We start from the raw sequence: 18,868 nt of genomic DNA on the forward strand, positions 1-18,868 counted from the left end.
TAAGCACGCCGCCAGCGTTCGTCCTGAGCCAGGATCAAACTCTCCGTGAATGCTTACCCGGCTGCGTTTAATTAAAAACTGCCGGTTTACACACACGAGAGCGGAAACGAAGGAGGAATAATCCTTCGTTTCACAGCGTCCTCGCTGTGCGCCCTCCCGCAGGAGGGACTTTTTAGGAACCTCATCCATCGAGATGGACGGGGTGTCAACATATCTGGCGTTGACTTTTGGCACGCTGTTGAGTTCTCAAGGAACGGACGCTTCCTTTGTACTCACCCGAGTCTCTCGGGCTTTCCTCCGGGCGCTTCCCTTCGGTGTTTCCAACCTTACCAGATCCGTTTTCCGTTCCGTTTCCGGTCCGGAATCCCTTCCTGGCGGCTGGGCACTTCGAGACTTTATCAGACGATAAGGGCCCGAAGTTTGCTCCGCATGAATTCTGTATTCACAGGTCTTCACGGTGCGAAGCCGGTCGTAGACCAACCGTCACGCCAGGGCATCTCACCCCGCCGCAACCGTTTGAATCTACCTCCCCAGTCCTCCCGTGTCAACGGTTTTCTTGGGGCGAAGAGAACAGTACCAGGTTCCGGGGGCCTAGCCGAACGCCGACGGCGGGCTCTCCAGGTCCTCCAGCTCCACGCCCGGTGCGGACAGGACCACGTCGCCGGCCAGGTGCACCGCGTACGTCTCCCCCGTGTCCAGCGCCGTGACCTCGTACTCGTCCACATCCAGGGGCCCGCTGTCAGTGGGGTGTGCTGTCCTGGCCACCAGGGTCCAGGACTGGTCGACCGTGAGGGGGGCCAGCACCGGGGAGGCGAAGGAGACGAGGCGGATCCGGCGGCCGGGGGCGCCGGGGGTGAGGCGGAGGAGGCGGGACACGGCGACGTAGAAGGCGGGGGAGCTGCCGGTGAAGCCGTGGGCGGGGGCATTGCCTTCGGTGGCGTGTTCACCGGTGGGGTCGGTACGGACCCAGGTCACCCCGTCGAGGGCGGCGCCGCGCACCTGCCAGTCGGAGCACTGGAGCTGGAGGCGGATGGGGCGGCCGAGTTCGTCGACGGTCAGGTCGACCGAGCCGGCCGGGGCGCCGGAGGGGCCGGTCAGCTGCGAGACGTAGCGCCAGCCGGACGTGCCGGGGGCGCAGTGGAAGTGCTCGTCACCGAGGGGGGAACGGTCATGGGGGTCGTGGAGCGAGTAGCGGCCGCGGGGCATGGGGGGTCCTTGACGGGAGATCCTCGGCGGAAGGGGACAGGCCCCCGCCGTGGGGGCGGGGGCCTGTTCTACCAGGTTCCGGGGCGTGCCCCGGGGAGCGGCTCGGTACCGGTGTCAGTACCGGTAGTGGTCCGGCTTGAAGGGGCCCTCGACCGGGACGCCGATGTAGGACGCCTGCTCCGGGCGGAGCGTGGTGAGCTTGACGCCCAGCGACTCGAGGTGGAGGCGGGCGACCTTCTCGTCCAGGTGCTTGGGGAGCACGTAGACGTCGGTCGGGTACGACTCCGGCTTGGTGAAGAGCTCGATCTGGGCCAGGGTCTGGTCCGCGAACGAGTTCGACATGACGAAGGAGGGGTGGCCCGTCGCGTTGCCGAGGTTCAGCAGGCGGCCCTCGGACAGCACGATGATGGTCTTGCCGTCCTCGAAGGTCCAGGTGTGGACCTGCGGCTTGACCTCGTCCTTCACGATCCCGGGGATCTTGGCGAGGCCGGCCATGTCGATCTCGTTGTCGAAGTGGCCGATGTTGCCCACGATGGCCTGGTGCTTCATCCGGGCCATGTCCGAGGCCATGATGATGTCGCGGTTGCCGGTCGCGGTGATGAAGATGTCGGCCGTCTCGACGACCTCGTCCAGCGTAGTGACCTGGTAGCCGTCCATGGCGGCCTGGAGGGCGCAGATCGGGTCGATCTCGGTGACGATGACGCGGGCGCCCTGGCCGCGCAGCGACTCGGCGCAGCCCTTGCCGACGTCGCCGTAGCCGCAGACCACGGCGGTCTTGCCGCCGATGAGGACGTCGGTGGCGCGGTTGATGCCGTCGATCAGGGAGTGGCGGCAGCCGTACTTGTTGTCGAACTTCGACTTGGTCACCGCGTCGTTCACGTTGATCGCGGGGAAGAGCAGCGTGCCGGCCTGCTGCATCTCGTACAGGCGGTGGACGCCGGTGGTGGTCTCCTCGGTGACGCCGCGGATCTCGGAGGCGAGCTGCGTCCACTTCTGCGGGCTCTCCGCGAGGGTGCGGCGCAGCAGGGTGAGGATCTGGGCGTACTCCTCGCTGTCGGCCGTGGCGGGGTCGGGGACCTCGCCGGCCTTCTCGAACTCGACGCCCTTGTGGACGAGGAGCGTGGCGTCACCGCCGTCGTCGAGGATCATGTTGGGGCCGCCGGTGGGGGCGTCCGGCCAGGTGAGGGCCTGCTCGGTGCACCACCAGTACTCCTCCAGCGTCTCGCCCTTCCAGGCGAAGACGGGGACGCCGCGCGGGTCGTCCGGGGTGCCGTCGGGGCCGACGGCGACGGCGGCGGCCGCGTGGTCCTGGGTGGAGAAGATGTTGCAGGAGGCCCAGCGGACGCGGGCGCCGAGGGCGACGAGGGTCTCGATGAGCACGGCGGTCTGCACGGTCATGTGCAGCGAGCCGGTGATGCGGGCGCCGGCCAGGGGCTGGGACGCGGCGTACTCCTTGCGGATGGCCATCAGGCCGGGCATCTCGTGCTCGGCGAGGGTGATCTCCTTGCGGCCGAAGACCGCGAGGGACAGGTCGGCGACCTTGAAGTCCTGGCCGGTGGTGGTCGTCATGCGGCTGCTCCTCCTTGAGGGGCTGAGCGGGACTGTGTACGGCTGTGCACGCGGCCGGCCGGCGTCGGCGGGAAGTTCCGCCCGTACGCCGGTCTCCTGACCGCAGCGCAGTCCGTCGGAGGCCCTCTCTCCCTCGGCCGGTCCGGCAGTGCGGACCGCCCGACCGCCATCAGCAGCGACGTCTGGCTCGGGCACGAATCTACACCGGGGTGCCCGGCGAACCCCAGCCCCCTCGGGCCCCGGTTCGGGGTGACGAGGGGCGGGGAACAGATGTCCCGAACCGTCGTGAGGAGATGCCGTGGCGCTGAGGCTGGTTGCCGTGACCGCGTGCCCGACCGGCATCGCGCACACCTACATGGCCGCCGAGAAGCTGATGCAGGCGGCGGAGGCCGCCGGTCATGTCATCAAGGTGGAGACGCAGGGCTCCATCGGTGCGGAGAACGTGCTGTCGGAGGACGACGTACGGCGGGCCGACGGCGTCATCGTGGCCGCCGACAAGGACGTCGACCTCGGCCGGTTCGCGGGCAAGAGGGTGCTGGTCGTGGGGGTGGCCGAGGGCATCCGTCATCCGGAGCGGCTGATCGCGCAGGTGGTGTCGGCGCCGGTGCGCGCGCCCGCGGAGGGGGCGACTCCGCCGGCGTCCGCCGGTGCGCCCCTGCCCGGCGGGCGGCGGGCGGCGGGGCACGCGTACCGGGCCACGTACAAGGCGCTGATGAACGGCGTCTCGTACATGATCCCGTTCGTCGTGACCGGTGGTCTGCTGATCGCGGTGTCGCTGGCGCTGGGCGGGCGGACGACGGCGCAGGGCATCGTCATCGACAGCGGGTTCTGGCGGTCGGTGCACGCGATCGGCGAGGTCGGTTTCACGCTGATGATCCCGGTGCTGGCCGGCTACATCGCCTACGCGATCGGGGACCGTGCCGCGCTGGTGCCGGGCATGGTGGGCGGGTGGATCGCGAACGACGGCCGGCTGTACGGGAGCGAGGCCGGCGCCGGGTTCATCGGGGCGATCGTGGCCGGCTTCCTCGCCGGCTGGCTCGTGCGGTGGATCCGGCGGCTGAAGGTTCCGGCCTTCGTCCGCCCGGTCATGCCGGTCATCGTGATTCCGGTGGTGTCCACGCTCGCCCTGGGCCTGTTCTTCATCCATGTCATCGGCCGGCCGATCGCGTGGGTCTTCACGCAGCTGACCGGCTGGCTCGGCGGGCTCACCGGGACGAGTGCGGCGCTGCTCGGCGCGGTGCTGGGGCTGATGATCGCGTTCGACATGGGCGGGCCCGTCAACAAGACGGCGTTCCTCTTCGGCGCGGGCCTCGTGTCGGGGAACCCCGCGGTGATGGGCATGTGCGCGGCGGCCATTCCGGTGCCGCCGCTGGGCCAGGGGCTGGCCACGGTGTTGCGGCGGCCGCTCTTCGACGAGCAGGAGCGGGAGACGGGGCCGGCCGCGCTGTTCATGGGGTTCTTCGGCATCACGGAGGGGGCGATCCCGTTCGCGGCGGCCCGGCCCGCGCGCGTCATCCCGGCCAACATGGCGGGGGGTGCGGTGGCGGGTGCGGTGGCGGGGCTGGCGGGGGTGACCGACCACGTGCCGCACGGTGGGCCGGTGGTGGCGGTGCTCGGGGCGGTGGGGGGCGTGCCGATGTTCTTCGTCGCGGTGGCCGTCGGGATGGTGGTCACCGCGGTGACGACGGTTTCGCTGATGGCGGTGGGTGGGGGTGCCGGGGGCGCGGTTTCCGGGGCTGCGGTTTCCGGGGCTGCGCCTGTGGCGGCTTCGGCGCCTGCGTCTGCGTCCGCCCCTGGACCTGCCCCTGCTGTTTCCCCCCTCGTCCTCTCCGGGTGCCTCACGGAGGCGACCGTGCTGCCCGAGCTGGCCGCGCGCACCAAGGAGGAGGCGGTGCGCGAGCTGGCCGCACTCCTCGCGGAGTCGGGGCGCGTGCGGGACGCCGGGGCGCTGGTGACGGCGGTGCTCGAACGGGAGGAGGCGGGGACGACCGGGCTCGGGGAGGAGGTGGCTGTTCCGCATGCGCGGAGCAGTGCGGTGGTGGAGCCGGTCGTGGGTTTTGCGCGGTCTGCGGAGGGGGTGGAGTGGGGGGCGGTCGACGGCGCGCGGGCGCGGCTGATCTTTTTGATCGCGGTGCCGGAGGCCGACGAGTCGGCCGATGAGCTGCATCTGCGGTTGCTGGCTGCGCTGGCGCGGAAGCTGCTCGATGCGGGGTTCCGGGGGCGGTTGCTGGCGGCGTCGGATGTGGGGGCGGTGATGCGGGTGCTCGCCGAGGTTCGGTGACGGTGGGCGGTTGGTCGCGGTGGGGGGAGGGCCCCTGTCCCGCCCTTTCTCCGTTTCCCGGGGAGGGCCCCGGAGCCCCCCTTGTCCTCAAACGCCGGACGGGCTGGATTGGGTGCGGGCGGGCTTCAGTGGCTCAGCCCCGGGCCCCCCGGTGTTGCTGCCGGGTCCGGGCCTGCTGCTGCGGCCGACTCGTCGTAGATGTCCGGTTCCAGGTAGATCACCCGGGCGATCGGGACCGCCGTGCGGATGCGGGCCTCCGCCTCGTCGATCGCCTGGGCCACCTGGGCCGCCGTGTCGTCGTGGCGTACCGCGATCTTCGCGGCCACGAGGAGTTCCTCCGGGCCGAGGTGGAGGGTGCGCATGTGGATGACGCCCGTGACCGTGCGGCCGTCCACGGCTGCGGCGCGGATCTTTGCGATCTGCTCCGGGCCGGCCGCCTCGCCGAGCAGCAGGGACTTGGTCTCGGCCGCCAGGACCAGGGCGATGAGGACGAGGAGCGTGCCGATGCACATCGTGCCGATGCCGTCCCAGACGGCGTCGCCCGTGAGGAGCGTGAGGCCGACGCCGCCGAGGGCGAGGACCAGGCCGACCAGGGCGCCGAGGTCCTCCAGCAGGACGACGGGCAGTTCGGGGGCCTTGGCGGTGCGGACGAAGGACTTCCAGCTCTGGCTGCCGCGCAGTTCGTTCGACTCCTTGATCGCGGTGCGGAAGGAGAAGCCCTCCGCGACGATCGCGAAGAGGAGCACGCCGACGGGCCAGTACCAGTTCTCCAGGGCGTGCGGGTGCGCGATCTTCTCGTAGCCCTCGTAGAGCGCGAAGACGCCGCCGACGGTGAACAGCACGACGGAGACGAGGAAGCCGTAGACGTAGCGTTCGCGGCCGTAGCCGAAGGGGTGTTCCTCGCTCGCCTCCTTGCGGGCCTTGCGGCCGCCGAGCAGCAGCAGGGCCTGGTTGCCGGAGTCGGCGACGGAGTGGACGCCCTCGGCGAGCATCGACGACGAGCCGCTGAACGCGAACGCGACGAACTTCGAGACCGCAATGGCCAGGTTGGCGCCGAGTGCGGCGACGATCGCCCTCGTTCCGCCCGTTGCACTCATCGTGCCCCCTCTTCTTTTCTTCTTTCAGTTTCCGTCAGGCTCGGCAGCCGGTCAGCCGGTCGTGGCGCGGTACGCCGTGCCGTCGTCGGCGCCCGCCAGTTCCACGCGCTCCCCCGCCGCCACGAACGCCGACTGGCCGCGCTCCAGGCGCAGTTCGCCGCCGTCCGCGCCCCGCAGCGCGACCGTGCCCTCCGTGCAGAGCACGATCTGCGGCGCGTCCGCGGTCAGCGGGTGGGCGGGGGCGCCGGGGGCCATGGCGTGGCGGGAGAGGCGGAACTCGGGGGCGGGCGTGTCGTAGACCTCGGAGCCGTCGGGTTCGGCCTCGGGTCGCAGGACGCGTGGCACGGTGGCTTCGAACCGTACGACGCGCAGCAGCTCGGGGACGTCGACGTGCTTGGGGGTGAGGCCGCAGCGCAGGACGTTGTCGGAGTTGGCCATGACTTCGAGGCCGAGGCCCTCCAGGTAGGCGTGGGGCACTCCGGCGCCGAGGTAGAGGGCTTCGCCGGGCTGGAGCCGTACGTGGTTGAGGAGCATGGCGGCGAGGACGCCGGGGTCGCCGGGGTAGTGGCGGGCGACGGAGGCGTACGCGGCGTACGCCTGCCGGTGCGGGCCGTCCTCGTGGGCGAGGCGTTCGGCGGCGGCCGCGGCGCGGGCGACGGTGTCGGCGACGGCTCCGCGTTCGGCGCTGAGGACGGCGGTGAGCACTTCGCGGAGCGCGGCGTCCTCGGGGTGGGCGTGCAGCAGGTCGGCGTAAGGCTTGAGGGAGTCGACGTCGAGGGCGGCGAGCAGCTCGGCGGTGGCGTCGGGGGCGCGGAAGCCGCACAGCCCGTCGAAGGGGGTGAGGGCGCAGATCAGCTCGGGCTTGTGGCGGGGGTCCTTGTAGTTGCGGTGGGGCGCGTCGAGGGGGATGCCGCGGGCCTCCTCGTCGGCGTGGCCGGCGCGGGCCTGCTCGGGGTCGGGGTGGACCTGGAGGGAGAGGGGGTCGGCGGCGGCCAGCACTTTGAAGAGGAAGGGCAGGTGGGGGCCGAAGCGGCCGACGGTGTCCGCGCCGAGGGCGGCCTCGGGGTCGGCGGCGATGAGGGTGTCGAGGGGGACGGGCGTGCCGTCGCGTTCGACGCGGGAGGGTGCCGCCGGGTGGGCGCCCATCCACAGTTCGGCCTGGGGGGTGCCGGTGGGCGGGGTGCCGAGGAGGCCGGGGATGGCGGTGGTGGAGCCCCAGGCGTAGGGGCGGACGGTGTTGAGGAGGCGGTCCATGGGGTGGTTCCTGCTGCCTACGGGGTGGAGGCGAGCGCGAGGTAGACGGCGGCGAAGTCGGTGACGGCCAGCAGTTCGGCGGCGGTCTCCAGGGGGGTGCTGCCCTCGTGGGCCTCCAGCTCGCTGACGGGCGTGTCGCGGTGGAGGGCGAGGTCGCGGGCGGCGGGCGTGGGGGACGTGACGTCGGGGGCCTGCTCGCGGAGGAGGACGACGCGGGCGTGGAGGGCCTCGGGCTCCTCGACGCGGTCGCGGAAGAAGTCGTCCGGGTCGGCGCCGGCGGCGAGGGCGCCGGCGAGGAGGGTGCTGTGGGCGGTGAGGGCCTCGGGCAGTTCGGCGGTGAGGGCGGGGCGGCCGGCGAGGGCGGCCAGGACGCCGGCGAAGCGGCGGCCGGCGGCGCCGGCCAGCGGGCCCTCGGTCCAGATGAGGGGCAGCGTGTCGGCGAGCTCGGCGGCGAGGGTCTTGCCGGGGTTGCCGTAGGTGGCGATGGCGGGGCCGCAGCGCTCGGCGATGCTGTCGAGCCGGTCGGCGAGCGCCTCCAGGGCGGTGGGGGGCGCGTCGATGAGGCCGATGCGGTCGGTGAGGACGAGCAGCGGGGTGAGCAGCGACCAGAGGGTGCCGGGGCCGGGCAGCAGGGTGGTGGCGGGCGCGGTGTCGTGCGCGGCCTGTTCGGCGTTCTCGCCGGCGAGGGAGGCTTCGAGGGGCGTGGCGGTGAGGGGCACGGCCATGCCGCGGACCTGCGTGGTGGCGTCGGCGAGGGGGGTGCCGGCCGGGGAGACGCTGACGACGGTGCAGCCGCGCCGGTAGGCCTGTTCGAGGAGGACGGTGAGGCCGGCCTCGGTGCCGTCGGGCGTGACGACCAGCAGCAGGTCGAGGGGGCCGGCCCAGCCGGGCAGGGTCCAGCGCAGGGCGCCGGGTGCGGGTGCGACGCCGGAGGGGCGGATGAGGGCGGCGGGGCAGGTGTCGCCGCCGAGCGCGGTGAGCAGGTCGGCGGTGGCGGCCGCGGTGGGGCCGGGCCCGGCGATCAGCAGGGCGCGGGGGCGGCCGTCGGGGGTGAGGGCGTCGATGCCGGCCTCGGCGGCGTTGCGCATGGCCGTGCGGACGCGGGCGCCGGACTCGGCGGCGCCGCGCAGCAGTCCGTGCAGGTCGGCGCGGGAGAGGCCGTCGGGGTCATCGAGGAGGGTCTCGTCGAACACCGGTGATGTCTCCGTTCGCCATTCGCCGTCGGCCCCGTCGGCCGGGGGCCGTTCGCCGTGGTGGTGCGGTCGCTCGGGCGGTGCCTGTGCCTGTGCGCGTGGGCCGGGTGCCGGCTACGCGGGGCGGCGGGCCTCGTCCACGAGGAGGACGGGGATGTCGTCGCGAACGGGGTAGGCCAGGCCGCAGCCCTGGCCCTGGCACACCAGCTCGGGGTTCTCCTCGGTGGTGGTCTCCTCGCGCAGGGGGGCGTGGCACGCCGGGCAGGCGAGGATCTCCAGGAGACCGGCTTCGAGCGGCATGGGGTTTCCCTTCGGGAGCTGCGGTTGCGCTGCGGTCTGCTTCCGCGTGCGGCGTTGCGGTGGGTTGTGGTGGCCGCGGTGCGGCGTGGGGCCAGCCTACCGCCGGGGGGCCTCCGGCGTGGGGTGCGCGGTCCGGGTGCGGGTGCGTGCCGCGGCGGTGGCGTGGCGGTGGGCGTGGCCCCGGTCGCGTCAGGCCCGTACCAGCGCCAGGACCTCGTCCACCAGGCGGGCGACGGTGGCCTTGTCGCGGGCCTCCACGTTCAGGCGGAGCAGCGGCTCCGTGTTGGAGGCGCGGAGGTTGAACCACCAGTCGGCGGTGGTCACCGTCAGGCCGTCCAGCTCGTCCAGCTGGGCGCCGGGCACGTCCGCGTAGGCGGCCTTCACGGCGGTCATGCGGCCGGCCTGGTCGGCGACGGTGCTGTTGATCTCGCCGGAGGCGGCGTAGCGGTCGTACTGGCGGACCAGGTCGGACAGGGTGCCGCCCTGCTCGCCGAGGGCGGCGAGGACGTGGAGGGCGGCGAGCATGCCGGTGTCGGCGTTCCAGAAGTCGCGGAAGTAGTAGTGGGCGGAGTGCTCGCCGCCGAAGATGGCGCCGGTGCGGGCCATCTCCTGCTTGATGAAGGAGTGGCCGACGCGGGTGCGGACGGGCGTGCCGCCGTTCTCGCGCACGACCTCGGGCACCGACCACGAGGTGATCAGGTTGTGGATGACCGTGCCGCCGGGGTGCTTGGCGAGCTCGCGGGAGGCCACCAGCGCGGTGATCGCGGACGGGGAGACGGGCTCGCCGCGCTCGTCGACGACGAAGCAGCGGTCGGCGTCGCCGTCGAAGGCGAGGCCGATGTCGGCGCCGGTCTCGCGGACCTTGGCCTGGAGGTCGACGATGTTCTTCGGGTCGAGGGGGTTGGCCTCGTGGTTGGGAAAGGTGCCGTCCAGCTCGAAGTACATGGGCAGCAGGTCGGCCGGCAGGCCGGCCAGCACGGTCGGCACGGTGTGGCCGCCCATGCCGTTGCCCGCGTCGACGACGACCTTCAGGGGGCGGATGCGGGTGAGGTCGACGAGGGAGCGCAGGTGCGCGGCGTAGTCGTCGAGGGTGTCGCGCTGCGTGATGGTGCCCGTCCGCCCGGCCGGCTGCGGGGCGCCGTTCTCCGTCCACTCCTCGACGAGCGCGCGGATGTCGGCCAGGCCCGTCTCCTGGCCGACGGGGGCGGCGCCGGCGCGGCACATCTTGATGCCGTTGTACTGGGCGGGGTTGTGGCTGGCGGTGAACATGGCGCCGGGCAGCGAGAGTTGGCCGCTGGCGAAGTAGAGCTGGTCGGTGGAGCACAGCCCGATCTCGGTGACGTCGGCGCCGTGGGCCGCCGCGCCGCGCGCGAAGGCGCGGGACAGGCCCGGCGAGGAGGGCCGCATGTCGTGTCCGACGACGATCGCGCTCGCGTCGGTGACCTGGACGAAGGCGGCGCCGAACAGCTCGGCCAGGGACTCGTCCCACTGGTCGGGCACGACGCCGCGCACGTCGTACGCCTTCACGATCTGCGACAGATCAGCCACAGCCAACCCCTCCTGGTGTCCGGTACGGGACAACCAACCTACGCCACGCTCGGGACACGGGCCCGCTACGGGGCGTCAGGAGTCCGGGGAGCGCAGCACTCTGAGGTGGCCCCGGCGGGCGACCTCCATGGGGTCGGCGCCGCGGCCGCTGGGCCCGACGGCGCCGGGTGTGCCGGGGCCGGCGGGGCGCTCCTGGGGGCGGGCCGCCTCGCGCACGGCGTTGGCGAGGGCCTCCAGGTCGTCGCCGCTGGGCCGGGCGGGGGTGGTGTCCACCGCGAGCCGCACCACGTCCCAGCCGCGGGGTGCGGTGAGGCGCTCGGAGTGCTCGGCGCACAGGTCGTAGCAGTGGGGTTCGGCGTAGGTGGCGAGCGGGCCGAGGACGGCGGTCGAATCGGCGTAGACGTACGTCAGCGTCGCGACGGCCGGGCGGCCGCACGCGGTGCGCGAACAGCGACGTACAGGGCTCACGACGTTGGACGGTACCGCACTCTTGAACGGGCCGCGACGACTCACCCCCACCTCACCCCTCCGTGTCGTCCCGGTTCGTCCGGTGGACGCCGTTGTGGAACGTCCTGGTGGGCGCGGCCGGAAGGGTACCGGCCGGCCGTCCGGCTGTGGCGCTCCCCACCGGGAAAACTGTCACTTCCTGGTACAGATCGCGTCATTCGGCATGCGAACGGCGGTCCGTGGGGTGGCGGGAAGCGATCCCATAGATGGCCGGAACGGTCGTCGGCCGACATGCCGGGAGAGGGCGGGGCGGCGGTTCGGGGGGCCGGCCGGCGGATACCCTCGGGAGTGATGGACAGCCCCCTACCTCCTCCGGCCTCCGCCGGAGACGCCCCGAGCCCGACCGGACCGCGACCGCGCCACCGGGACCGTCACGGACGCGGCATGCGCGGCCCCGTCGCCCCGCCCCAGGTGCCGCTGTCGGTCAGCAGGGCCGAGGCGTTCGTCGACCTGGTGCAGGACTCGGCCGAGCGCCTGGAGCGGCGCTGGCCGCAGCTGCAGGCAGTGGAATTCCTGGTGCGCGAGGTGCCCTTCGGCGACGACGGGGACCTGCCGGAGCCGCTCCCCGGCTTCCTCGACGGCGACTCGGTGCCGCTCGGCCGGTACATCGAGGCGCACGGCGACGAGCCGGACCGGATCGTCGTCTACCGCCGCCCGGTGGAGATCCGCACCAAGACGCGCGACGAGCGCGCCCTGCTGGTGCACGAGGTCGTGGTGGAGCAGGTCGCCGAACTCCTCGGGCTGGCCCCGGAGTCGGTCGACCCGCGCTACGGACAGGACTGAGCCGCCCGGCGCGCCGGGCCGTCAGTCGCCCAGCAGCACCGACACGTCCTGTTCCACCTCCGGCACCAGCACCGTCGACCGGTCGTCGGTCAAGGGCTGGATCGTGAACGCCGGGACGCCGCCGGACGCCGCCGGTGCCAGCATCCGCGAGCCGTACACCGGGCCGCCGCCGAGCCGTTCGACCGTCAGCGCGTACGTGCCGGAGGCGCTGCCGCCCGCCGGGCGCGGGGGCCGGACGGCCAGCGTCGTCCCGGCCCGCACGGTGTACTCGGCGGTCACCGGCCGGCCGCCGCCGCTGCCCGCGGACGCGGTGACCCGCACGCGCGCGTCCCGGTCGGCGGCCGTGAGAGACAGCGTGCCGGCGCCGGGCCGGTTGTCGGCGAGCGTGCCGCGCCGGCCGAGCGCCGCGCCGGCCGTGACGAACGCCGTCTCGCGCTTCTCGCCGCTGCCGCGCGTCACCCGCAGGGCCGCCACGACGGGCGCGCTGCCGCGCTCGGGCACCAGCAGCAGGGAACCGGCCTCGCCCCGCGTGAGGTCGGCCAGTTCGACCGCCGTGGTCGTGCCGCCGCGGACGTGCAGCGTCTCGTGCCCGGCCGGCGTGATCGAGCCGTCGGGCCCGGCCAGCCGCAGCCGGACGTCGGCGTCGTCGGGGCCGGTCGCCAGGGCGACGAGCCGTACGGACGTGGCGTCGGCCGGGATGCCCGGCAGGACGGCGCCGGGCGACACGTCGGCGGCCGGGGACAGCCAGTCGCCGCCGAGGGCGTCGTCGACCGCGTGCACCGCCGCGCCGACACGCCCGGTGCGGGCCGCGACGTGCACGGTCAGGTCGTCCTCGGGGGCGTCCGTCAACGACGACACCAGAACGGGGACGGTCGAGCGCGGCGGCACGTTGACGCCTTCACCCGTGGGAGTGGTGAGGCGGCCGTCCTTGCCGTACAGCTCGACGTCCACGACGGCGGCCGTGCTGTCCGGATTGGTGAGGTGCAGGTAGTCGCGGCGGCCCTTGGCCGCCGACGCGCCGGGGAACCAGAAGGACGTGTCGGGCGCCGCGCAGGCCACGCCGTACAGGCCGCGGCCGGTCCCGCCGGTGACCGTGGTGGTGAGCTGCGCGGACCAGCCGGGGGCGAGCGGCCCCTCGGCCGTGCCGAGGAGAGCGGGCGGGGTGGCGTCCTTGGCCGTACGGGTGACGGGCACGCCGGCGCGGCGCAGCGACAGGACGGGCGTGCCGGCCTTGACCGCCGGCTCCTTGTCGGCGGTGTCCTTGGCGGCCTTGTCGTCCTTGTCCTCCTTGGCGTCGGCACCGTCGGAGGCGGTCCGGCCGTCCGTGGCCGGCTTCGCGGCGGCCACCAGGTCTGCGGCGGCCCCGCCGGCGGTGGAGTCGCCGCCCGGCGGGGAGGACGGGGTGAACGCGGTGACCGCCGTCTCGGCCGTGTCCGCCGTGCCGGCCGCGTCGGGCCGGCCGGGCGCGGGACACAGCAGCGTGGTGCGCTGGACGGGCACGCGGGCGGTGGCCCTGGCGCCGGTGGCCCGGTCGCCGGGCGGCGGGTTGAGTGCCGCCACGCCGGTGACGACGGCCAGGGACGCGGTGACCGCGAACAGGGACAGGGTGGTGGCCTTCACTGGTCCTCGCTCCCGTCGCGCCGGGGGCGGCCCGCGTCCCCGAAGGTGGTGCCGTAGGGGTCGTACGCCACGGCGGCACCGGTGTCCCAGGCCGCGCCGCCGGGGCTGCCCGGGTACGTCTGCTGGTGCGGTACGGCCGCGTACGGGTCGGCGTCGGGGGGCGCCTGGGCGGGGCCCTGGGTGGCGTACGGGTCGGCGACGGGCGCCGGTGAGGGGCGTCCGGCCGGGGCGTGCGCGCCGGCGGCCGCTGCGCGCCGGCGGCGGGCCCGCCGTCCCTCGCCCGGTACGGCTGCCGTTTCCGCTCCGGCCTGCGCCGGGACGGTGGCGGCGGTGCCCTGCGGCAGGGGCAGGTCGTCGTCGACGCGGCGGCGCCGGGCGGGCAGCGCGAGCACGACGAGGACGGCGGCGAGGAGCCCCTGCGTCCACAGCCAGGCGGTGCGCGCGGCCGGTGTCTCGTAGCCCAGGGCGAGCCGCCCGCCGCCGGCGGGCAGGGTGAAGCCCTGGGCCCAGCCGTCGAGGGTGACGGGCTTCAGGGGCCGTCCGTCCAGGGTGGCCCGCCAGCCGGGCGCGGCCCGGTCGGCGAGGCGCAGGACGCGGCCGCCGGGGCCGGTGGGGAGAGCGGTGCGGGCGCCGACGGGACCGGCGGCGACCGGTTGCGGCGGGGCGGCGGGGTCGTGGGGCACGAGGGTGAGGCGGGCGGCGCTGTGCTCGACGCGCCACAGGGCGCTGTGGTCGTGCCGGCTGAGGCGGGTCAGGCCGGGGGTGCGGTCGAGGGCGTGGGCGACGGGTGCGGGGTCGCTGCCGCGGAGCAGGACGTAGCCGATGGCATAGGCGCCGAGGCGGCGGGTCTGGTCGGTGCCGGTGCCGGCGACGAGGCCGGCGACGGCGGTGTCCAGGCGCCGGTCGGGGCCGGTCGCGGCGAGGTGGTCGGCGTCGCCGAGGCGGGCGCCCGCGCCCCTGACGAGCGCGTACGCGACCCTTCCGGGTTCGGCGCCGAGCACCAGGGTGCGGGGGCGGTCGGGGGTGCGGGCCTCTTCGGCGACGAACGCGGGCACCTGCGTGGCGTCGCGGCGGTGCAGTGGCCCGTCGGTGCCGTCGGCGGCCCAGGTGAAGGCGGCGACGAGGGGCGCGGCCCCGGCGGTGAGGGCGACGAGGCCGGCGAGGGGCTGGCGCCAGCCGAAGCTGCGGGCGGCGAGGCGCTCGCGGGCACCCTCGGCGGCGAGGACGGCCGCGGTGATCAGGGCGAGCCCGTAGGTGAGGGTGAGGGGCCCCGGCCACGTGGTGCGGCCGGCGAGGACGGCGCCGAGCAGCGTGCCGCCCGCCACGGCCCAGGCGGTGGTGGTTGCGGTGCGCCGGTCGGTGCGGAGCAGCGCGGCCAGGGCGGCGGCCAGGACGCCGAGCAGCAGCAGGCCGCCGGGGGTGCCGGGCCCGCCGGGGTCGGCGGTGAGCAGCCGCAGCGGCGACGGGGTGCCGGGGCCGGTGGCGACCCCGGGTTCGTCGAGGAGGCGGCCGGGGTGGGCGAGGAGGCCCAGGGACCAGGGCGCGAGGACGACGAGGGGCGTGACCAGGGCGGTCAGCTGCCGGGGGGCGTACGCGGCGAGGCGCGCGCGGCCGCCGCGCAGGCCGTGCCGTACGCCCGCGCCGGTGGCCAGCGCCACGGCGAGGAGCCAGACGACGGGCGTGAAGGCAGTGGTGAGGGTCAGCACCAGGGCGTACGTCCAGGTGGCCCGCCACGGCGCGAGGGGCCCGGCGGGGGCGTGCCCGGTGGTCCGGTGCGGGCTCCGGGGCGTCCGGCGCCGGGGGGCGGCGACCGCGGGAGCGCGGCCTTCGTGCGCCGTGTCGGGGGCGCCTTCCTGGGGTGGCCGGAGGAGCGTGGTGGTGACGGCGGTGCGGGCGAGGAGCGGCAGCAGGACGGCCAGGACCGCGGTGCCGAGCCGGCCGGTGGCGAGGGCGCCGGTGAGGGCGGGCAGCAGCGCGTAGGCGAGGGCCGCCCAGGCGCGCAGGGTGCGGGAGGGGGTGAGCGGGCGGGCGGCGACGTAGGCGGTGAGGCCTGCGAGCGGCACGGCCAGGACGAGCAGCAGGGTGAGGGCGGCGCCGGTGGAGCCGAGCAGGAGGGTGCCGAGCACGGCGAGGAGGGCGAGGTGGGGCGGGGCTGCCGCGGTGGTGCCGGTGCCGGTGGGGTGCCAGCCGTCGGTGTAGGCGGCCCACAGGGCGGAGGCGCTGCCGGGTGCGGGCAGCAGGGCGCCGCCGGCGAGGGTGCCCGTGCCGAACAGGTGGCGGCAGGCGGCCAGGGAGAGCAGCAGCAGTGCGGTGAACAGGACGGGCGCGGGTCTGCGGGTCAGCCGCCGGAGCCGGGCGAACTGCTCGGCCTCCAGGTAGTCGGCGTCGTCGCCGGCCGGCCCGGACTCGACGGCGCCGTGCCGGCCCGCTCCGGCGCCGGCGTCGTCGCCGTGCCGGCCGAAGGCGCCGGCGAGCTGTTCGGCGGCGGCGCGGACGGTGGCGCCGGGGGGCGGGAAGAGCGGCCGGAGCGCGGCGGGCGGGGCGGTGGGCTCGCCGCGCCGGCGGCGCGCGGCCCGGAGCCGCCCGGGGCGCAGGAGGACGGTCACGAGCCCGGCGACTTCGTCGAGCGCTTGGCCGGGCACCTTTCCGACGAGGTAGCCGAGGGCGCGCAGGAGGGTGCCGGCGACGATGCGGAGCAGGACGTAGGGCAGGAGGGGGCCGCGGGTGTTGGCGAGCAGGGTGTGCACGGCGCCGGCCTTGTCGACGCGGTGCGGGCTCGCGGGCCTGCGGCCGGCGCAGTCGACGGGGCGGCGCTCGCGGGAGGCTGCCTCGGCGTGGTGCAGGACGGCGCCGGGGGCGACGAGCACCCGGTGACCTGCGGCGTTGACGCGCCAGCAGAGGTCGACGTCGTCGCGCATCAGGGGCAGCCGGGGGTCGAAGCCGCCCAGCGCCTCCCACACGTCGCGGCGGACGAGCATGCCGGCGGTGGAGACGGCGAGGACGCGGCGCACCCGGTCGTGCTGGCCCTGGTCCTGCTCGCGGCGCTCCAGTCCGGTCCAGCGGCGGCCGCCCCGGGCGACGGTGACGCCCGCCTCCAGGAGCTGCCGGCGGTCGTACCAGCCGCGCAGTTTGGGCCCGACGACGGCGGCCTCGGGTTCGGCGTCGGCCACGCGCAGCAGTTCGTGGAGGGCGGAGGGGGTGGGGGCGCTGTCGTCGTGGAGCAGCCACAGCCACTGCACGGGCTCGCCGTGGGCCCCGGCGCGGCCAGGGGTGTCACCGGCGGTGTCGCCGGTGGCGTACGCGTCGTCGTCGGCCCAGGTGCGGCTGACGGGGTCCCAGCCGCTGGAGCGTCGCAGGTGGGGCAGGTCGTCGGCGGTGAGGGCGGGTGCGGCGCGGACCGCTTCGTCGACGGCGGTGCCGAAGCCGGCCCGCCGGGCGAGGTGGAGGACGCGGTCGTCGCCGAGGGCGTCGGCGAGCAGCCGGCGCGAGTCGTCGGCACTGCCGGTGTCGGCGGCCACGATCTGTTGCACGGGCCGCTGCTGGCCGAGCAGTCCGGCGAGGGTGTCGGGCAGCCAGCGCGCGCCGTCGTGGGCGACCAGGACGGCGGTGACGACGTGCCGTGGGAAGGCGGGTGCGGGAGTGGGGTCGAACATGGCAGCTACGGGCCCCGGTTCGAGGTGTCGAGGAGGACTGCGGAGACGTGAGGGGGGTGGTGCGCGGCGCCGGACGGGGCGCCGACCACGGCCGCGCGCCCCAGGGGTGAGGGGGCGTCAGCGGTACGCGGCGACGGGGCGCCGGGGCGTCCGGAGGGGCCCCACCCTAGTGGCTCCGCACACACAGCGGTCCGCCTCTCGCTTGCGGGGCGCGAGAGGCGGACCGTGCGCTATGCAGTCGGTGGTGACGGGTCTGGTGGGTGGAGCGGAAAGCCCCTCAGTCCCCTTGGCAGGCCGTGGAACAGACATCTCGTCAGATCAGTTGACGCGCTCGTCTTCTCAGACCGCCGCCTTCTTGAGGCGGCGGCGCTCACGCTCCGACAAACCGCCCCAGATCCCGAAGCGTTCGTCGTTGGCAAGGGCGTATTCCAGGCACTCCGAGCGGACTTCACAGGCGAGGCACACCTTCTTGGCCTCGCGCGTGGACCCGCCCTTTTCGGGGAAGAAGGACTCGGGGTCGGTCTGAGCGCACAACGCGCGCTCCTGCCAGCCGAGCTCCTCGTCCGCCTCCTCGACCAGCAGTTGCTGGAACAGCTCGGTCATGTGCGCCCCTCGTCTGTCATTGCAGTCCCCGTGTGCTGCCGTCATTCAGGCGCGGCAGAAACGACACGAGTGAAATTACAAGTGCGGTGATCCGGGCCAGTCAAGCCGGGATCTGCTATTGGGCCCCTTATTCACTCTGCGGAACCAAGGCCGAGCGGAAAGTTGCCAAAACGCCACGAGAGTGGACACATCCCTCACTCGTCACAAGCGCCTCGCTACTTCCCGTACCGGACACGATTTCCACCGCACCGGAGCCGGGAGACGAGCCCTTTCCCAGGGGAGGACGCAACGCACGGTGATCTCGTTGCACTCCTGTGGCTGAACGATGTTTACGACGCCTGTCGAGGCCCCACTGTCCGCACACTCCGCAACACAAACCATCCGTCGCCATCTGTAACCGGACGGGTGAAGGATTACCGCCAAATCGGACATCCGGTTGACACAGGACGGCCCGAACCGTTCTCCTTGTGCCCATGCCAGCGACCTCCGCCCCCAGCCTCGGCCCGACCCGTACCTACGGGTCCCGCTGCGCTGCGCAGGCTCGCTGTCGCTGTTCCAGCTGTTGATGCCCAGACGCTCCGGCTGATCTCTCCCCGACCGGGATTCCCCTCACGGCGCGAAGCCTCCGGGGTACCGCCGTACCCTCCCGCGCCCGCATCCCCTCCTCCTTCCTTCACGCTTCCCACGCTTCCGCAGGCCGAGGACACCTTCCCCATGAACAGCGACACGAACATCCTCAGCGACGTCCAGATCGGCGGCGACCCCCTCGGGCTGCCGCACCTCATGCCCCCGCCCGCCGCGCACCCCACCACCGTCGCCGGGTTCGCCGGCCTGGCGAACGCCATCGCCGCCGACACCGCCGCCTGGGAACCGCTCGTCCGCTACGACGCCACCACCCGCTGGTACCACCGGCTGCGCACCGGCCCCGGCTACGAGGTGTGGCTGCTGAGCTGGGTCCCCGGGCAGGGCACCGGGCTGCACGACCACGGCCGCTCCTCGGGCGTGCTCACGGTGCTGCGGGGCGCGCTCACCGAGCGCTCGGCGGGCGGCGCGCGCCGCCGGCTCACGCCGGGCGACCAGCGCGTCATCGCCCCCGGCTACGCCCACGAGATCGTCAACGACGGCCTCGAAGGCGCCGTCAGCCTGCACGTCTACTTCCCCGGCCTCACCGAGATGCCGATGCACGACCCCACCCCCGCGACCCGTACGACCGCCCCGGCGCACTGAGTCAGGACCGGCTGACACACTGTGCCC

14 protein-coding genes are annotated in these 18,868 nt (G+C 74.2%); 3 read left to right on the forward strand and 11 right to left on the reverse strand.

What is annotated here, in order from left to right; genetic code table 11:
• Positions 1 to 591 precede the first annotated feature (591 nt).
• Positions 592 to 1,206 (reverse strand): hypothetical protein, encoded by a 615-nt coding sequence (locus IE305_RS31825; protein WP_190133323.1) that lies wholly within the window; start codon positions 1,204 to 1,206, stop codon positions 592 to 594.
• 114 nt (positions 1,207 to 1,320) lie between these two features.
• Positions 1,321 to 2,775 (reverse strand): adenosylhomocysteinase, encoded by a 1,455-nt coding sequence (ahcY, locus tag IE305_RS31830; RefSeq protein ID WP_190133324.1) that lies wholly within the window; start codon positions 2,773 to 2,775, stop codon positions 1,321 to 1,323.
• A gap of 298 nt (positions 2,776 to 3,073) precedes the next feature.
• Here ahcY and IE305_RS31835 point away from each other — a divergent pair, with 298 nt between their 5' ends.
• A complete protein-coding gene (locus IE305_RS31835) occupies positions 3,074 to 5,056 on the forward strand; it encodes a fructose-specific PTS transporter subunit EIIC (protein ID WP_268255963.1) in 1,983 nt (660 codons plus the stop codon).
• A gap of 125 nt (positions 5,057 to 5,181) precedes the next feature.
• Here IE305_RS31835 and IE305_RS31840 read toward each other — a convergent pair whose 3' ends face one another.
• The 6 genes from IE305_RS31840 to IE305_RS31865 all read right to left on the reverse strand — a co-directional run bounded on the left by IE305_RS31840 (position 5,182) and on the right by IE305_RS31865 (position 10,967).
• Positions 5,182 to 6,153, reverse strand: coding sequence for a cation diffusion facilitator family transporter (locus IE305_RS31840; RefSeq protein ID WP_190133325.1), 972 nt, complete (start codon positions 6,151 to 6,153; stop codon positions 5,182 to 5,184).
• Between the two features lie 51 nt (positions 6,154 to 6,204).
• Positions 6,205 to 7,407 carry a mannose-6-phosphate isomerase, class I gene (manA, locus tag IE305_RS31845; RefSeq protein WP_190133326.1) on the reverse strand — a complete coding sequence of 401 codons (1,203 nt, stop codon included), beginning with the start codon at positions 7,405 to 7,407 and terminating at the stop codon, positions 6,205 to 6,207.
• A 17-nt stretch (positions 7,408 to 7,424) separates the two neighbouring features.
• Complete coding sequence (locus tag IE305_RS31850) at positions 7,425 to 8,600, reverse strand: SIS domain-containing protein (RefSeq protein ID WP_190133327.1); 1,176 nt, start codon at positions 8,598 to 8,600, stop codon at positions 7,425 to 7,427.
• 114 nt (positions 8,601 to 8,714) lie between these two features.
• A complete protein-coding gene (locus tag IE305_RS31855) occupies positions 8,715 to 8,900 on the reverse strand; it encodes a Trm112 family protein (protein WP_190133328.1) in 186 nt (61 codons plus the stop codon).
• Positions 8,901 to 9,089: 189 nt separating this feature from the next.
• On the reverse strand, positions 9,090 to 10,448 hold the full coding sequence (locus IE305_RS31860) for a phosphomannomutase/phosphoglucomutase (RefSeq protein WP_190133329.1): 1,359 nt from the start codon (positions 10,446 to 10,448) through the stop codon (positions 9,090 to 9,092).
• Between the two features lie 75 nt (positions 10,449 to 10,523).
• Complete coding sequence (locus IE305_RS31865) at positions 10,524 to 10,967, reverse strand: DUF3499 domain-containing protein (RefSeq protein ID WP_190133330.1); 444 nt, start codon at positions 10,965 to 10,967, stop codon at positions 10,524 to 10,526.
• 279 nt (positions 10,968 to 11,246) lie between these two features.
• Between IE305_RS31865 and IE305_RS31870 the strand changes: the two genes are divergently transcribed.
• Positions 11,247 to 11,738, forward strand: a complete 492-nt coding sequence (locus tag IE305_RS31870) for a metallopeptidase family protein (protein WP_190133331.1) — start codon at positions 11,247 to 11,249, stop codon at positions 11,736 to 11,738.
• Positions 11,739 to 11,759: 21 nt separating this feature from the next.
• Here IE305_RS31870 and IE305_RS31875 read toward each other — a convergent pair whose 3' ends face one another.
• From IE305_RS31875 to IE305_RS31885, 3 genes are all read right to left on the reverse strand, one after another.
• On the reverse strand, positions 11,760 to 13,358 hold the full coding sequence (locus IE305_RS31875; RefSeq protein WP_190133332.1) for a DUF5719 family protein: 1,599 nt from the start codon (positions 13,356 to 13,358) through the stop codon (positions 11,760 to 11,762).
• Positions 13,355 to 17,011, reverse strand: coding sequence for a glycosyltransferase family 2 protein (locus IE305_RS31880; protein ID WP_190133333.1), 3,657 nt, complete (start codon positions 17,009 to 17,011; stop codon positions 13,355 to 13,357). Before IE305_RS31880 ends, IE305_RS31875 begins: the two co-directional genes overlap by 4 nt.
• A 339-nt stretch (positions 17,012 to 17,350) precedes the next feature.
• Positions 17,351 to 17,614 (reverse strand): WhiB family transcriptional regulator, encoded by a 264-nt coding sequence (locus IE305_RS31885; RefSeq protein WP_004952403.1) that lies wholly within the window; start codon positions 17,612 to 17,614, stop codon positions 17,351 to 17,353.
• 714 nt (positions 17,615 to 18,328) lie between these two features.
• On the opposite strand from IE305_RS31885, the gene IE305_RS31890 reads away from it, so the two are divergent.
• The gene (locus IE305_RS31890; protein ID WP_229891811.1) at positions 18,329 to 18,841 is read left to right on the forward strand and encodes a cysteine dioxygenase; all 513 of its coding nucleotides are present in this window, start codon (positions 18,329 to 18,331) and stop codon (positions 18,839 to 18,841) included.
• The last annotated feature ends 27 nt before the right edge of the window (positions 18,842 to 18,868 follow it).

This window comes from Streptomyces mashuensis, from assembly GCF_014654785.1.
Classification (GTDB): Bacteria; Actinomycetota; Actinomycetes; order Streptomycetales; family Streptomycetaceae; genus Streptomyces; species Streptomyces mashuensis.

Coding starts and splice junctions, on each gene's coding strand:
- IE305_RS31825 (WP_190133323.1), bottom strand. CDS start 1,206: ATGCCCCGCGGCCGCTACTCGCTCCACGACCCCCATGACCGTTCCCCC.
- IE305_RS31885 (WP_004952403.1), bottom strand. CDS start 17,614: ATGACCGAGCTGTTCCAGCAACTGCTGGTCGAGGAGGCGGACGAGGAG.
- manA (WP_190133326.1), bottom strand. CDS start 7,407: ATGGACCGCCTCCTCAACACCGTCCGCCCCTACGCCTGGGGCTCCACC.
- IE305_RS31870 (WP_190133331.1), top strand. CDS start 11,247: ATGGACAGCCCCCTACCTCCTCCGGCCTCCGCCGGAGACGCCCCGAGC.
- IE305_RS31890 (WP_229891811.1), top strand. CDS start 18,329: ATGAACAGCGACACGAACATCCTCAGCGACGTCCAGATCGGCGGCGAC.
- IE305_RS31840 (WP_190133325.1), bottom strand. CDS start 6,153: ATGAGTGCAACGGGCGGAACGAGGGCGATCGTCGCCGCACTCGGCGCC.
- IE305_RS31855 (WP_190133328.1), bottom strand. CDS start 8,900: ATGCCGCTCGAAGCCGGTCTCCTGGAGATCCTCGCCTGCCCGGCGTGC.
- ahcY (WP_190133324.1), bottom strand. CDS start 2,775: ATGACGACCACCACCGGCCAGGACTTCAAGGTCGCCGACCTGTCCCTC.
- IE305_RS31880 (WP_190133333.1), bottom strand. CDS start 17,011: ATGTTCGACCCCACTCCCGCACCCGCCTTCCCACGGCACGTCGTCACC.